Origin of the sequence: Pseudomonas sp. NFPP25, assembly GCF_900116505.1 — a bacterium.
Taxonomy (GTDB): domain Bacteria; phylum Pseudomonadota; class Gammaproteobacteria; order Pseudomonadales; family Pseudomonadaceae; genus Aquipseudomonas; species Aquipseudomonas protegens.
Genome location: NZ_FPBG01000001.1, coordinates 451493 through 466403, shown reverse-complemented (window position 1 = coordinate 466403; position 14911 = coordinate 451493). Strand labels below are relative to the sequence as shown.

Sequence of the window (14911 nt, the reverse complement as noted above, 5' to 3'; positions counted from 1 at the left end):
TCATTGGAAAGGCCAAACATGAAGCTGTGCTATCTGTTGCTCGCGCTGTTTCTAGCCGGCTGCGACAACACCCAAGATACCGCCTCGAATAAAACCCGGAGCAGCGTCGCACGCCTGCACATCTCCTTGGGCACACCGGTTGCCGAGTTCCTGGAAAAGAGCCCGGTGAGCTTTACCGCCGACTGCCTGGATGCGGTCCACCTATGTTGGTATGAGGCGGATCGTCAGGGAGCACTCCTTGACCTGAGCCTGGCCCAGCCCGAGGGCACGCTTGAACTGGATCAGGTGGCCGGGCTGCTGATTGCCGTTGATGGCAATACCTCAAACACCATCCAGGCATTGAACATCGACCTTCGTGGGCTGCCGGACAACAGCACTCACAAGGCCAACAAGGCGCTTGTCTATAACCTTCTCAGGACGTTGAAGAACGCTGGATGGCAAAAATACTACTTCCCTTCCGCCCCCCGAATAGCCGCTGGCGAGTTGCACAAGCTGGACTGGAAGGAAAGCCTCCTGGGTACCCAGCCACTCAGCCACCCGCTGTTCGATGCCAACCATGAGATGAGCCTTGAGCAGTGGCTGGGCAACAACATGTTCTATGACTGGTATCTCTATCACGGCAACTACATTGCGCATGTCCGAGCCCTGCGCTACGACTCGAAAAGCGCCCCCCTGCAAAGCGCTGTCTACTTGATAAGCCTGAACCTGATGTCCCTGGACACGTTCTGGACCCGCGACTTTGCAGAGGCACAAAGAGCCCAATGGAGAACCCTGTTCCCTGCGCATTTGAAAGAACGGCTGCAACGTCGCTCAGAAGTTGAAAGCCGAGCCAGGGCGGCCGGGGTCGACATCGAGGAAAGCTATAGCCCACCGCTGATGGAGCGCGGCCAATAGCGCCCTGCCACTGACGCCCTTCCCTGCCCCGCGTCACCGGGCAGGGCTTGGCGGCAGCAACCCTCAGCGAGCCCGCTTGCTCGCCTGCTTGTGCAGGTACATGGCCTTGTCGGCGTCCGCCAGCAACGCCTCGATGTCGGGATGGCGTTCGGCGTCGTATTCGATCTGGCCGACGCTGAAGCGGATGTCATAACCCCGCTTCAAGGTGGCATTGCGCTCGTCGAGAATCTCCCGCAGGCGCGCCATGATCGCCGAAGTCTCGATATGGTCGGCAGCGGTCAGCAGGGCCACGAACTCATCGCCCCCCAGGCGGCCGATCACATCGCTCTCGCGAAAGGCGATGCGCAGCACGTCGGCGAAGGTCTTCAGGGCGCCGTCGCCTTCGGCATGGCCGTAGGTGTCATTGATCTGCTTGAAGTCGTTGAGGTCGAAGAACAGCAGGGTCGCCGGTTTTTCCAGGCGCTTGCACACCCCCAGGGCATGCCGGGCCAGGGCCTCGAAGCCGCGGCGATTGGACAGCAGGGTCAGCTCGTCCATGCTGGCCATCTGCACCGCCGCCAGTTCCTGCTCGGCCATGCGCGCCAGGTCCCGTAGCAGTGCCCGATCCTCGTCGTCCAGGTCGCGGGGCTTGATGTCGATCAGGCACAGAGTGCCGAGCTTGCTGCCATTGGTGACCGTCAGCGGGCAACCGGCATAGAAGCGGATGCCCGGCGCGCCCACCACCAGCGGGTTGTCGTGGAAGCGTTCGTCCAGGCCGGCGTCGGGCACGGTGAGGATCTGGTCGCCGAGGATCGCGTGGCCACAGAAGGAAATGTCCCGCGAGGTTTCGCTGACGTCGAGCCCCACGCAGGACTTGAACCATTGCCGGTCGGCATCCACCAGGCTGACCAGGGCAATGGGCACGTTGAACAGACGCTTGGCCAGCCGGGTCAGGCGGTCGAAACGCTCCTCCGGTGAGGTATCGAGCACATTCAGCTCCCGCAGGGTCTGGATTCTCAAGGCCTCATTGTTGGGTTTGCTGGGATACAACATCGCTGACTCCATTCGCGGCTAAGATTCCAAGCGTAGTCCAGAATAACGACGGCTTATCATTTAAAGCGGCGCGGCAGGAGCCAGTGAGCAGGTGGCCCTCACAACCGGGGGGTCAACAGAATCCTCCCGTAGCCAGCCACGAACACGGCAAACGCCAGGCCTGCCAGCAGCGCTGAAAGGCCCAGCCCCAGGCTGCTGAACGGCACCAGCAGGACCCGGCACAAGGCCGCCAGGAACAGCAGCGCAAAACCACCGGCCATGGCCCGCGAAGCCTGCAGGGGCCGGCCACTGTGGCCGAGGCTGACCCGCGCCACCATGCCCAGCACCAGCCCGCCCAGGCCGCCCACCGCCAGGGCATGGGTCACCAGGCTCTGGGGTATCGACCAGCCCAGGTGCCAGAGCGCCATGCCCAGGGTTGCCAGGGCCAGCCACCCGTAGGCCAGGTACAGCGACCAAAGCAACGGCACCCTCCACAGCCCCGGCCGGTGCCAGCGCCACAAGCGCCAGCCTTGCAGCCCCGCCAGCAGGGCGAACAGCGGCGCCAGCCACCCGCGGGGAGCGTCACCGCCGCCCAGGGCCATGGACAACGCGGCCAGCAGGCTGCCCACCAGCAACACTCGGGTCGGCCAGGGCGATGTCGGCGCCTGGGGGGGCAGTTGCAGCCCGCGCTGGATGAAGAAGGGAATCACCCGGCCGCCGATCACCGTCATCAGGGTCGCCACCAGCCACAAGGCACCCAGTTCGCCGCGCCGCTGCCAGCTGTCCTGGTGTTCCAACAGGCCCCACAGGGTCAGCCCCTGAAACAGCGCCAGCAGCCCCAGGACCAGGACCATGGGGTAGTTCTCGCGCTTGCCGGCGCACCACAGCTCGCGCCCGATCACCGCCGCCAGCAACGGCATGAACGCCAGTTGCACCACAACGAACAGCGGGCCCGGCAGCGGCAGCCACCAGGCCAGGCGCCCCGCCAGCCACAGCAGCCACAGCAACAGCAACGGCGTACGGCTCAGGCCCGGGCGGCCGGTCCAGTTGGCCACCGCCGTCAGCAGGAAGCCGGCAACGATCGCCACGGCAAAGCCGAAGAGCATTTCGTGACGGTGCCAGGCCAGCATCCCGGCCACCGGTTGCAGGCCCGCCAGCGCACCATGCAGCCACAGGCCCCAACCCACCAGGGCAAGGCAGGCAAAGCCGGCGCCGGCGAGGAAGAACGGGCGGAACCCCAGGCTCCAGAGGGGCTGGCCGGTCCAGCGGTGCCAGGCTTCAGGCAAAGACACAGGCAGCCCTCCCCTGGCACTGGGCCATGCGCCGCTGGGCCAGCAGGCGCATGACATAACCGATCTTCAACAGGGTCGGCCCGATCATCACCAGGCTGTGCATCAGCACCAGGGTGGCGATAGGCAAATGGCCGGAATGGACATAGGCGGCGTACACCCCCAGGCCCAGCAACAGGCTGCCCGACCACAGCAGCGCATTGGACAGGTGCAGTACATGCAGCGGCGAATCGAAGTAACGGCTCATGTCGACAACTCCTCGAACACACAATGGCATGACTGGCCCTTCACGTTTCATGCCAGCGCGCAGAGCCCGTAAAACCGGGCCCTGCCACCTCAAGAGTCTTTATGACCAGATAAAGAAGAAGTCATAAAGACCGCCAACGCAGTCAATATGACTGCATTTTTCCCCGCTGCCCTTTTTCGCCGGCAAGGGCAGACTGCCCCTCTTGAGCCAATCCCCCCTCTGCTGGAGCGAGCTTGCTCGCGATGCATCGGAAAACGCCGCGCACTTCCTGTAGACCCGCGTTATCGTTGACGCCCATCGCGAGCTCGCTCGCTCCCATACAAGGATGTCGCCGATGCCCGAAGCTTCCTCCCCCGCATCCGAAAAGAGCCTGTCACGCCTGTTGCTGGAGTTGCTCTGGCAGTTGGCCGCCCTGCTCATCCCGATCTTCTTCGTCACCCTGCTGCCGCCCCCGGCGGCCCTGGGGGTGTTGCTCGGCTGCGCAGCGGCGATGACCCTGGCGGCGCGCCTGGGCTGGCCTAAAACCGCCCGCGGCCTGGCGCGGCTGATGATCAGCGCCGCGTTCGGCCTGGGCTTCAGCCTGGGTCGGGCCCTGCCGGCCTACTGGGATATCGCCGCCGCCTTCACCAGCATCTTTGCCGGGCTGGCAGCGGTCAGCCACCTGGAACGCCGCCTGGGGCTGGTGCAGCCGAGCCCCACACCGATCAGCGCCTGGGGCGGCAACGAACCGCAACAGACCCCGGAGGGCCAGCCGATCCGGGTGTTCAATCACGGCGAGATCGCCATGGGCGGGCCCACCTATTGCGACTACCTGTTCCCCGATGGGGTGCTGCTGCAAGGGCTGGGGTCCTCGGCGCGGTTTTCCAGTGACGGGCGCTACTTCGCCGCGCCGCTGCCTTCCAGGCAACACTGGGGGCTGGCCATCCTCGACCGTGAACAGCGCCGCCTGTACCGCTGCAACCGGGAACACTTCTGGGAGCTGGATGCCTTCAGCGCCGACACCCTCAGCGGCCGCCACAGCCCGCTGGTGGACAACGGCCAGCACCAGGCCAGCCTGAACAGCCTGCTGCAGGAGGCCGAATGCGTCGATCTGGTGGCGGTAGCCGATCTCTGGCTGGAGCCGGGCCAGTGGCTGGAGGCCCTGGCTTGCCAGGATTTCGAAGAAAGCGCACCCCACGGCAGCCACCGGCTGCACGCCAGCCTGGCGCTGCCGGCCAGCCTCAGGGCCCTGGAGCAACCCCTGGAACCCCTGCGCACGCCGCCCTATCGCATAAGCATCGACGGCCAGCCCAGCGGCTTACTGCTGCGGGCGGACGCACCCCGCATCTGGCGCGACGATGGCCGGGCCCTGGCCTGCATCGCCCACGAGCAGGCGCAGCCTGAGGCCGCGTGCTGCTGGCTGTGGCAGGCCGACAAGGGCTGGCGGGCATTGCCCGCGCCCTGGGTCGCCAGCCATGCAGAACCATCCTTCTACCCTGGCCCGCTGCTCAGCCTGGACCGCCACTGGCTGGGCTACAGCGCATACCTGGACCTGGCCGAGGCGGACCACGGGCGCTACGGCTATCGCTTGCACAGTACCCACAGCGACAGCGAAACCGGCGTCGGCCATGACCGGCAAGGCTGCCTGCAAGTGGCGCCACTGCCGCTGACCCGCACCCAGTTGCTGCAGCCCCTGGACGGCAGCGGGGCCCGGGGCGAAAGCCGGATCCAGTCCCAGCCCCTGCTGGGCGAGCAGCGCGCGCTGTTCAGCTGGCTGACGGACAACCCCCGGGGCCTGGGTGCCTACCGATGCCAGATCGGCACCTGGCAACTGCCCGGGTGCTGGTTGCTGGACCATCGGGTTTCCGATTGCCAGCGCTACCTGGCCCTGCTGCCCTGGAGCGAGACCCTGGAGCTTGCCCCCCAGGTGGTGGTGGCGGACCTGCAACAGCAGCGCCTGATCTACAGCCCGGCACTGCTGGCGGCGCGCCTGCTGGACTTTCGCCAGGGCCGCCTGAGCCTGGCCGTGCTGGTCGGGCGCCTCGACCCGGACCACGCCAGCAGCCCGCTGCAACGCTTCAACCGGCCGGCGCCCGCACCTGAACACGCCGCGGCGTTCTGCACCGAAGGCCCGGCCTCGCAGCCCTGCTATGAGCGCCAGGACTGGCAGGTGATCGATGACCAATTGCAGCCCGTGGCGCCCTGGCGCCTGGTGGATCGGCCTCAGGCCGCGGTCGCCGAGGGTGACTTTATCCAGCCTGCCCCCGATGGCCGCGACGCCGCGTGGCTGTTTGGCAGCGAAACCGAGTACGCCGACAGCTGGCTGCGGGAAACCAGCCCGCGGCTCGGCGGCCACCTGCTCACCGCCTCCGGCTGTGCAGTAGGCGATCTGGCTCCGTCGCTGATCTGGTCCACCGACGCCCGCTACCTGGCCTTGACCCGGCTCCGGCTCGGCGCCGGCGACCCGCAGCAGGGCTACCGCGCCTGGCAGTTGCTGCTGCTCGATGTGCAGGAACGCAGCCTGCGCATCGCCCCCGACTGGCTGCGCCACCGCCCGCTGTTCCAGCACTTCGATGCCCGGGGCCTGGCGCTGCAGCTGTTCGAACGGGATTGGCAGGTGGCGGACGATCCCGATCCGGGCCACAGCCTGGAGTGGGCACTGGAGGACCTGTTGCGCCTGCCCGCCGAACCCTTGCGTGAACACCAGGGGCTGTGGCTGAGCGCCACCGACTGGCCCCAGGCCAGGGCGTGGCAGGCGCTGCGCCGCCCGGCGCACCCGGCCTTCCGCGCCGGGGCTTGAGCCCCGGGGTCAATCGGCCTTCAGTGCCTGGGCGTCCCGCGCGCGCTGGCTGACAAAACCGGGGATCTGCTCCCCGGGCAGGGATTTGCTGTAGTACCAGCCCTGGATGGTCAGCTCGGCACTCGATTGCAGGAAATCCAGCTGCTCGCGGGTTTCCACCCCTTCCACCACCACTTTGAGCTTGAGGGTTTCGCAAAAACGCAGCAGGCCGTTCAACACCTGGGCGCCCTTGGGTTCACGCTGGGCGAGGACAAAGCTGCGGTCGATCTTGATCCCGTCCACCGGGAACTGGTGCAGGTAGCTCAGGGCGGAAAAGCCGGTGCCGAAGTCATCGATATAGACCCGGGCGCCCAGCGCATGGAGCTTGCCGATCCATTGCTGGGTCAGCAGCGCATCGCCCACCAGGGCATCCTCGGTAATCTCCACCGACACCTGGCCCTGGGCCCGGGCCAGAATCTCCAGCAGGCGCTGGCCATGTTCCCGGGAAGCCAGGGTGGCGCTGGAGATATTGATGGTGATGGGCAGCTCGAAGCCGACCTTGCGCCACGCCAGGTGCTGGCGCACCGCCTGGGACGCCACCCAGAAATCCACCTCGGGCATCAGCTTGGCCTGGCCCAGCCACTGCAGCAGTTCCCAGGGCGACTGCACCTTGCCCTCGCGGTCACGGGCGCGGATCAGCGCTTCGCAACCGCTGCACAAGCCGCTGTCCTTGATCACCTGGGGCTGATACTCCAGGTGGAAGTCGTAGTCGCTCAACTGCTGGATACGGGCCAGTTGCAAGGACTGCTGGGCGGCCTGCTGATAGGACGCCACCATCGGGTCCAGCTCGAACAGCCGGCCCCGCTCCTCCAGGCCATGGAAGGTGGTGTCGAAGGTTTTCAGGTAGACCTGGGCACTTTGCTCGCCCTGGCGCTGGATACTGCGCACATAGGGCATGTAGATCAGGATGCCGACCCCCAGCAGCAGCCCTTGCAGCAGCACCGCGCCCCAGTCGCCCTGGGTGCTGAGGTAGGCATTGAGCAGCACCGGCGAGGTAAAGGGCAGGCTCACCAGCGCCGGGCTCACCCACCCCAGTTGCACCACCAGCAGCGCCAGGCAGGCATTGACCATCGGCACCAGCATGAACGGTACCAGCAGGCGCGGGTTGAGGATGATCGGCACACCGAACAACAGCAGTTCGTTGACGTTGAACAGCGACAGCGCCAGGCTCGCCAAGGCCAGCAGACGCATGGAGCGGTTGCGCGAGAAGCCGAGGATCGCCAGCACCAGTGCCAGGGAACCGCCAGAGCCGCCAATGAAGGCAAAACAGCCCAGCAAGCCGCTGTTCAAGGCATAGCGCAATGGCCGGCCAGCGGCCTGATCCGCGGCGTTGAGCGTCACGGCCTGGTCCATCACATCCATCAGCGGCTGCATGGCATGGGCGCCATGAATGCCGAAGAACCACAGCAGCGAATTGGTCGAGGTCAGGAAGATCGCGTTGAGGTAGGGGTTGTCCAGGTCGTCGATATCGATCGGCCGCTCGACGTAGGCAAAATCATGGAACTGCAGCAGCAGTTGCAACACGCAGACCAGCACCAAAGAGGTCACCATCCCCGGCAGCACCATGTTGATGGTGCCCTTGAGGTTGTGCCCCACCAGCCCTTCGTCCACCAGCCGGGTCCAGCGCTGGCGGTGCAGCCGGGCCATCAGCGGCACATTGACCAGGGGCGAGGCGATGGCGATGAACAGCACGAAGGTCGCCGCCGCCCGCGGGTAGTCGCGCAGCAGGTAGATGGCGATCACCACATGGGACAGGCAGAGGAAGGCCACCGGCAGTTGGGGCAGGCGGTATTTGATCGCCAGCATGTAGCCGATGGACGCCGCCACCAGCAGGGGAATGATCGAACTGATGCGGTTGTGCAGGCCGGTCAGCAGCTCCACCAATGCTGGCGGCGCACCCAGCGCCTGGGCGCACTGGCCGAGGATCAGCAGCAGCGCCGAGACCAGCAGGCATGGCAGCAGCCACAACAGGCCTTCGCGGATCGAGCGTAATGACTCGGCACCCGCCAGGAGTGCCAGACGATGGGTGAAAAACAGCTTGAACCCCACGTTTCGCATAAGCCCCGCCCCTTTGCCGCTGCGCGTCCGATACCCCCCGAACGTTGCCGCCCGCCCCATGGATACGCAATGCAGCGCCAGGCCATGACAAGCGAATACCGGCGAAGATACCACTGAAGAAACCCCATTCAGCAAGCACTGAATGGCCCCGATCCCAGTCTTTTATCGTCCTGTTCACGCCAGGCTTGACTGCCTGCGCGGCCACCCGCTCAAGCACGGTCGATTGCGCCAGGGCGCGGCGATATCGTTTGCAGGGGCCGATGGCTTTTGCTTTAATCGCGATCAATTCCCATTTACAACCAGATCGCCAGCGGACACGCCTCCTTGCCCTCCACGCCTCTCGCCAGCCCGGACTCGGTCCACAGCCTTTACGACGCCCATCACCGCTGGCTCTACGAGTTGTTGCGCCGGCGCCTGAATCACGCCTGGGACGCCGCCGACCTGGCCCACGACATCTTTGTCCGGGTGCTCAAGCGCCCGCCGGTGCTGCGTGACGAGGTCCACCAGCGTTCCTACCTGGCCACCGTGGCCCGGGGCCTGTGCATCGACCACTGGCGGCGCCGGCAACTGGAGCAGGCCTGGCTGCAGGCGCTGGCTGCACGCCCGCAGGCGGTGCAACCCTCGGCGGAGCAGCAGGCAATCATTGTCGAGACCCTGTACGAAGTGGACGCCATGCTCAGCCGCCTGCCGGCCAAGGTGCGCACGGCCTTCATCCTCGCTCAACTGCACGGCCGGCCCTACCAGGCCATCGCCGATGAGCTGGGGGTATCGGAGCGCATGGTGAAGAAGTACCTGGCCCAGGCCCTGCTGCATTGCGCACTGCTGGAGGCCGAACTCGACGGCCTGCTGGTGGACTGAACCATGGACCCTCGACCCGGCGGCCGGCTCAGCCACGCCTGCCTGCAACAGGCCGCGCACTGGTACGTGCAACTGCAGGACCAGGGCAGCAGCGACGAACAGCGTCGCCAGTGGCGGGACTGGTTCGAGCAGAGCGCGGAACACCGCCAGGCCTGGAGCTATGTCGAGCGGGTCAGCCAGCGCCTGCTGCCATTGCAGGAGGCCAACACCCGCCCATCCGCCAGCCGCGCCCTGAGCGCCGCCCGACGTCCGGCCCTGGCACGGCGCCAGGTGCTCGGTGCACTGCTGCTGGCTGGCCTGGGCTGGGGCACCTGGCGCAACAGCCCGCTGCCCCAGGCCCTGAGCCGCTGGCGTGCCGACTACGCCACCGGCACCGGGGAAGTCCGCGACACGCTGCTCAGCGACGGTACGCGCCTGTGGCTCAATGCCCTGAGCTCGGTGGATGTGCGCTACAGCACCGAGCAGCGGCTGCTGGCGTTGCACCTGGGGGAAATCCTCATCGACACCGCCAAGGACCCGCAGCGGCCATTCCTGGTGCAGACCGAACACGGCCGCCTGCGCGCCCTGGGCACGCGCTTCAGCGTGCGCTGCGGCGCCAGCGACAGCCTGCTCAACGTCTACGCCGGCGCGGTGGAGGTACGCAGCGCCAGTGGCTTGCAGGTGGTGAATGCCGGCCAGCAGCTGCGCTTCGATGGCCGCACCCTGGGGCCGCTGCAGGTCGCCAGTGCCGCCCGCGAAGCCTGGAGCCACGGCCTGCTGCTGGCCGACAACCTGCCCCTGGAGCAACTGCTGGAGGAACTGGGGCGCTATCGCAACGGCCACCTGGGTTGCGACCCGGCCATCGCCCAACTGCCGGTGATGGGCTCTTTCCCCTTGCACGACTCCGACCAGGCCCTGGCCCTGCTGGAAGCGGCGTTGCCGGTGCGGGTCAAGCGCCTGGCGTCCTGGTGGGTGACCCTGGAGCCACGTACCTGAAGCCGGAAAACTTTTTTCACCTGGCAGGTTCCCTTTTTCCGACGCCCTTCGGTTAACCCGGTAACAGTCCTCACATTGCCGACCCACAAGGGAACCCCATGCCATCACCCCGTCGTTCGCGCCTGCCCTTTCATACCCTGCCCCTGTGCACCGCACTGCTGTGCGGCGCCGCGCCCTGGGCCCACGCTGCTGCCGATGCGGGCCAGAACCAGCCCCAGGCTGAACGGCGCAGCTACAGCATCGGCCCCGGGCCGCTGGTCACGGTGCTCAACCGCTTCGCCGAGCAGAGCGCGGTGTTCATTGCCGGGCACAACGACCTGGCCGCCGGCAAGCAGAGCCCCGGCCTGAACGGCCGCTACAGCGTCGCAGAGGCCCTGCAACTGCTGCTGGCAAACTCCGGGCTGCAAGCCCAGGCGGTCAGCGGCGGCTATGTGCTCAAGGTACTTCCCGCCACCAGCGGCCCGCTGCAACTGGGCACCACGCAGATTTCCGCCCAGGGCCTGGGCAGCGTCACCGAAGGCAGCCAGAGCTACACCACCGGGGCCAGCGCCTCGGCCACCGGCCTCAACCTGTCGCTGCGCGAAACCCCGCAAACGGTGACGGTGATCACCCGCCAACAGATGGACGACCAGGGCGCCACCAGCATCGCCGACACCCTGCGCCGGGCCCCCGGGGTCAGCGTGCAGAACTACGACAGCGAGCGCTGGGAGTTCTCCAGCCGCGGCTTGCCCATCACCAATTTCCAGTACGACGGGGTCAACGCCACCTACGACGGGGTCTACGACTACGGCACCACCAGCACCGACATGGCGACCTTCGACCGGGTGGAAATCATCAAGGGCGCCACCGGCCTGATGACCGGCTCCGGTGACCCGTCGGCCACCGTCAACCTGATCCGCAAGCGGCCGACCAAAGAGTTCAAGGCCTCGGTCACCGGCACCGTCGGTTCCTGGGACAACTACCGCAGCGAAGGCGATATCTCTGGGCCTCTGACCGAAAGCGGCAACCTGCGCGGACGCTTTGTCGGGGTCTATCAGGATCGCAGCTCGTACCTGGATCACTACCAGAACACCAAGGACATCGCCTACGGCATTCTCGAAGCCGACCTGACCCCGGACACCCTGCTGACCTTCGGCCTGGACCAGCAGAACACCCGTTCCCGAGGCGCCACCTGGACCGGCTTCCCGATGTACTTCAGCGACGGCTCGCGCACCCGCTTCTCCCGCTCGTTCAACCCGGCCACCGACTGGAGCCGCCGCGACTTCAAGAACCAGACCCTGTTCACCTCCCTGGAACAGCAACTGGCCAATGACTGGACCCTGAAGGTCAGCTACGACCGCCTGCGCCGCCAGCACGACACCCTGTTGGGCTCCGCCAGCGGCGGCAATCCGAACCCGACCACCGGCGACGGCATGTTCATGTACATGGGCAAGTTCAAGGGCGACCAGCGCCAGGACAACCTGGACATCAACCTGCATGGGCCCTTCAGCCTGTTCGGCCGCGAGCACGAGCTGATCGCCGGTTTCATGCTGATGAACGCCAAACAGGACATCCCGGTCCACGGTTCGGTGTACCCGCCAGTGGGCGGCAGCATCTACGACTGGCGCGGCGAGTTCGCCAAGCCGGACATCCCGAAGATCGGCGACAACGACATCCTCCAGCGCCAGACCGGCGCCTACCTGGCCACCCGCCTCAAGCCCACCGACGACCTGGCGGTGATCCTCGGCACCCGGGTCAGCGACTTCAAGGGCATCGACAACACCCGCTACCTCGACCCCAACAGCCCCGACGCACGCCAGCGCTACCAGCAGACCGGCGTGGTCACCCCCTATGCCGGGCTGGTCTACGACCTCAACGACAGCTACTCGCTGTACACCAGCTACACCAGCATCTACCAGCCGCAGATGAGCAAGGACGTCGACGGCAAGATCCTCGACCCGGTGCAGGGCGACAGCTACGAAGCCGGGATCAAGGCCGAGTACCTGGATGGCCGGGTCAACGCCAGCTTCGCGGTGTTCCACACCGAGCAGGACAACGTCGCGCAACTGGTGGACGGCTGGGGCATCGACGCCATCTACCGCCCGACCAAAGGCGCGACCACCAAGGGTTTCGAGGTCGAGGTGGCTGGCGAACTTAGCGAAGGCTGGAACCTGTCGGCCGGCTACAGCTACAACCACACCCGCGACGCCAATCACGACTACGTCTACGGCTCGGTGCTGCAGAGCACCGAACCGCAGCAGGTGGCGCGGCTGTTCAGCACCTACCACCTGCCCGGCGCCTGGGACCGCCTGACGGTGGGCGGCGGGGTCAACTGGCAGAGCCAGTTCTTCGGCAAGGTGTACCAGCCCGACCCGAGCGATACGGTCAATGGCGGGCATGACTCGCGCATCACCCAGGACGGCTACTTCCTGGTGGATGCCATGGCCCGCTACCAGTTCAGCCAGCACCTGAGCTCGACCCTGAACGTGAAGAACCTCTTCGACAAGAAGTACTACACCGGTATCGGCAACTTCAGCACCGGCTTCTACGGCGAGCCGCGCAGCCTGCAACTGGCCACCCGCTGGGACTTCTAGCCCCGCGCCGATCCACGGTAGCCCGCTCCGGCTGCGGGTTGACTACGCTTGTGCGAGCGTGCTCAACCCGCAGAGGAGCGCCCCCATGCAACGCATCCAGACCATCACCCCGTGCCTGTGGTTCGACCATCAGGCCCACGAGGCCGCACAGTTCTACTGCTCGATCTTCGAGCACTCGCGCATCACCCACGTCAGCCACTACGGCAAGGCCGGCTTCGAGTTCCATGGCCGCGCCGAAGGCTCGGTGATGAACGTGACGTTCGAGCTTGACGGCCAGGGCTTCAGTGCCCTCAACGGCGGCCCGGCGTTTACCTTCAACGAAGCGGTGTCGCTGCAAGTGCACTGCCGCACCCAGGCCGAACTCGACCACTACTGGAATGCCCTGGGGTTTGGCGGCCCGAAACAGGCCCAGCAATGCGGCTGGCTCAAGGACCGCTTCGGGCTGTCCTGGCAGATCGTGCCGCAGACGCTCGCGCAGATGATGTGCGACCCCGACCCGGCCCGTTCCGAGCGGGTGATGCAGGCCCTGCTGGGGATGAAAAAACTCGATATCGCGACGCTGCAACGCGCCTTCGACGCGCGAAGCTAATACACTCGTGGCCGGTCCTTGAGCGATGGATATGGCCTTGACGAAAACCGCCCCGCCCTCTGCAGACGCCCCCCTCTTCTGGCGCGATGTGGCCCTGCCCTTCATCGAGGCCCGCTCCATCGCCGACGGGCGCAAGGTCTGCTATTGCGCTCATGCCCATGAGCAGTTCTCCATCGGCTGCATCACCGCAGGTGTCAGTACCTACGTCAGCGAGCAGACGCAAAGGCAGGTGGGCGCCGGCACCGTGGTGCTGATGAACCCCGGGGTGGTCCACGCCTGCAACCCCATCGACGACCAGCCCTGGTCGTACCGCATGCTGTACGTCGACACGCCCTGGCTGACCCGCCTGCAACATGAACTGGGCGTGAGCCCCGAGTTGCAGTTCCAGCCCTTCGAGGAAACCAGCAGCGACGACCCGCAACTCTTCGCCGACCTCGAGCAGCTGTACCACGCCCTCGTGGACCCACAGGCCGAGACGCTGCACAAGCACAGCTGCGTGGTGGCGTTCTTCAGCGAGCTGCAACAGCGCCTGAACCCGGCCAAGGCCCCGCCCCGGGAGAACAACCACAAGCTTGAACGGGCCGCGCAGTTCATCCGCCAGCACTGTACCGAGCCCCTGGACCTGGAACAGATCTGCCAGGCTGCGCAGCTTTCGGCCTCCTACCTGATCCGCGCCTTCAAGCAGCAGTACGGCATGGCGCCCCATGCCTACCTGGTCAACCGGCGGGTGCAGTTCGCCCAGGCCCGCCTACGCCAGGGCGTGCCGATCGCCGAGGTGGCGCAGGCCGCGGGCTTCGCCGATCAGGCGCACTTGCAGCGTGCGTTCAAGCAGCATCTGGGGGCCACCCCGGGCCAGTACCAGGGGCCGCGACGGGCCAGGCGCGGCGAACCCCAGGCCCACTGACGCCCAGCTGCATTCAAAGCAGCAGGCAGGCCGCGCTGACTGCCAGCAAGGCGGCCATGGCCCGGTTGAACAGGCGCATGCCCGCCGGGTTGCCCAGGTAATGGCGCAAAAAACTGCCGGCATAGGCCCAGCAGGCCACCGACAGGTAGCAGATGACCAGGTACACCGCCGCGAACAGCCACACCAGCCGCGCCTCGCCATCGGCGGCGAAGGCTCCCATGCCGGCCACGCAAGCCAGCCAGGCCTTGGGGTTGAGCCACTGCATCAGGGCGCCATACCAGGCCGACGGCGCCCGAGGCTGGCCTTCGGTATCCAGCCGGCCATCGTCCCGGGCCAGCTTCCAGGCCATGTACAGCAGGAAGGCCACGCCGGACAGGCGGATGCCCTGGGTCAGGGCCGGCCACTGGCGCAGCAGTTCGTGCAGCCCCAGGCCGACCAGCACCAGCAACAGGACAAACCCCAGGGTGGCCCCGGCCACATGGCGCAGGCTGGCCCGGAAGCCGAACCGCGCACCGCTGCCCAGGGCGACGATGTTCACCGGCCCCGGGGTAATGGAGGCCGCCAGGGCAAAGGCCGCCATGGAAAACACTACGCTCATCACTTGCCTCTTTGTCTCTGTGGGTTGGAGCCGCACAGACTACGAGGCCGTGGTGAGGCGGTATTGAACAAAACTACCCTGCCGGTGGCGGGCTGTC

At 66.4% G+C, this 14911-nt stretch carries 12 protein-coding genes; 7 read left to right on the top strand and 5 right to left on the bottom strand.

The annotated features are described in order from the left end of the window. Positions 1–18 precede the first annotated feature (18 nt). The gene (locus BM382_RS02005; RefSeq protein WP_072441654.1) at positions 19–894 is read left to right on the top strand and encodes a hypothetical protein; all 876 of its coding nucleotides are present in this window, start codon (positions 19–21) and stop codon (positions 892–894) included. A gap of 63 nt (positions 895–957) precedes the next feature. Here BM382_RS02005 and BM382_RS02000 read toward each other — a convergent pair whose 3' ends face one another. The 3 genes from BM382_RS02000 to BM382_RS01990 form a co-directional block, all read right to left on the bottom strand. Next, positions 958–1926 (bottom strand): sensor domain-containing diguanylate cyclase, encoded by a 969-nt coding sequence (locus BM382_RS02000; RefSeq protein WP_019095501.1) that lies wholly within the window; start codon positions 1924–1926, stop codon positions 958–960. Between the two features lie 98 nt (positions 1927–2024). After that, positions 2025–3197 carry an NnrS family protein gene (locus tag BM382_RS01995; protein ID WP_011061591.1) on the bottom strand — a complete coding sequence of 391 codons (1173 nt, stop codon included), beginning with the start codon at positions 3195–3197 and terminating at the stop codon, positions 2025–2027. Continuing rightward, positions 3184–3441, bottom strand: a complete 258-nt coding sequence (locus BM382_RS01990) for a hypothetical protein (RefSeq protein WP_011061592.1) — start codon at positions 3439–3441, stop codon at positions 3184–3186. Before BM382_RS01990 ends, BM382_RS01995 begins: the two co-directional genes overlap by 14 nt. A gap of 334 nt (positions 3442–3775) precedes the next feature. Here BM382_RS01990 and BM382_RS01985 point away from each other — a divergent pair, with 334 nt between their 5' ends. Beyond that, the gene (locus BM382_RS01985) at positions 3776–6220 is read left to right on the top strand and encodes a hypothetical protein (protein WP_072441651.1); all 2445 of its coding nucleotides are present in this window, start codon (positions 3776–3778) and stop codon (positions 6218–6220) included. A 9-nt stretch (positions 6221–6229) separates the two neighbouring features. Here the strand turns inward: BM382_RS01985 and BM382_RS01980 are convergent, their stop codons facing one another. Continuing rightward, positions 6230–8317 carry an EAL domain-containing protein gene (locus tag BM382_RS01980; protein ID WP_011061594.1) on the bottom strand — a complete coding sequence of 696 codons (2088 nt, stop codon included), beginning with the start codon at positions 8315–8317 and terminating at the stop codon, positions 6230–6232. Between the two features lie 324 nt (positions 8318–8641). On the opposite strand from BM382_RS01980, the gene BM382_RS01975 reads away from it, so the two are divergent. The 5 genes from BM382_RS01975 to BM382_RS01955 all read left to right on the top strand — a co-directional run bounded on the left by BM382_RS01975 (position 8642) and on the right by BM382_RS01955 (position 14216). After that, a complete protein-coding gene (locus BM382_RS01975; RefSeq protein WP_072441648.1) occupies positions 8642–9175 on the top strand; it encodes a sigma-70 family RNA polymerase sigma factor in 534 nt (177 codons plus the stop codon). A gap of 3 nt (positions 9176–9178) precedes the next feature. After that, positions 9179–10150, top strand: coding sequence for a FecR domain-containing protein (locus BM382_RS01970; protein WP_072441645.1), 972 nt, complete (start codon positions 9179–9181; stop codon positions 10148–10150). A 98-nt stretch (positions 10151–10248) separates the two neighbouring features. After that, a complete protein-coding gene (locus tag BM382_RS01965; protein ID WP_072441643.1) occupies positions 10249–12723 on the top strand; it encodes a TonB-dependent siderophore receptor in 2475 nt (824 codons plus the stop codon). Between the two features lie 85 nt (positions 12724–12808). After that, entirely contained in the window at positions 12809–13312 is a 504-nt protein-coding gene (locus tag BM382_RS01960) for a VOC family protein (protein ID WP_011061598.1), read from the top strand. Positions 13313–13337: 25 nt separating this feature from the next. Beyond that, positions 13338–14216 (top strand): AraC family transcriptional regulator, encoded by an 879-nt coding sequence (locus BM382_RS01955; protein ID WP_072441640.1) that lies wholly within the window; start codon positions 13338–13340, stop codon positions 14214–14216. Positions 14217–14229: 13 nt separating this feature from the next. On the opposite strand, the gene BM382_RS01950 is transcribed toward BM382_RS01955, so the two are convergent. After that, positions 14230–14814, bottom strand: a complete 585-nt coding sequence (locus BM382_RS01950) for a LysE family translocator (protein WP_011061600.1) — start codon at positions 14812–14814, stop codon at positions 14230–14232. Positions 14815–14911: the final 97 nt, after the last annotated feature.

Excerpts from the sequence above, each read along its gene's own strand:
- BM382_RS02005 (WP_072441654.1), top strand. The coding sequence starts at position 19 with ATGAAGCTGTGCTATCTGTTGCTCGCGCTGTTTCTAGCCGGCTGCGAC.
- BM382_RS02000 (WP_019095501.1), bottom strand. The coding sequence starts at position 1,926 with ATGTTGTATCCCAGCAAACCCAACAATGAGGCCTTGAGAATCCAGACC.
- BM382_RS01990 (WP_011061592.1), bottom strand. The coding sequence starts at position 3,441 with ATGAGCCGTTACTTCGATTCGCCGCTGCATGTACTGCACCTGTCCAAT.
- BM382_RS01985 (WP_072441651.1), top strand. The coding sequence starts at position 3,776 with ATGCCCGAAGCTTCCTCCCCCGCATCCGAAAAGAGCCTGTCACGCCTG.
- BM382_RS01980 (WP_011061594.1), bottom strand. The coding sequence starts at position 8,317 with ATGCGAAACGTGGGGTTCAAGCTGTTTTTCACCCATCGTCTGGCACTC.
- BM382_RS01970 (WP_072441645.1), top strand. The coding sequence starts at position 9,179 with ATGGACCCTCGACCCGGCGGCCGGCTCAGCCACGCCTGCCTGCAACAG.
- BM382_RS01965 (WP_072441643.1), top strand. The coding sequence starts at position 10,249 with ATGCCATCACCCCGTCGTTCGCGCCTGCCCTTTCATACCCTGCCCCTG.
- BM382_RS01960 (WP_011061598.1), top strand. The coding sequence starts at position 12,809 with ATGCAACGCATCCAGACCATCACCCCGTGCCTGTGGTTCGACCATCAG.
- BM382_RS01955 (WP_072441640.1), top strand. The coding sequence starts at position 13,338 with ATGGATATGGCCTTGACGAAAACCGCCCCGCCCTCTGCAGACGCCCCC.
- BM382_RS01950 (WP_011061600.1), bottom strand. The coding sequence starts at position 14,814 with ATGAGCGTAGTGTTTTCCATGGCGGCCTTTGCCCTGGCGGCCTCCATT.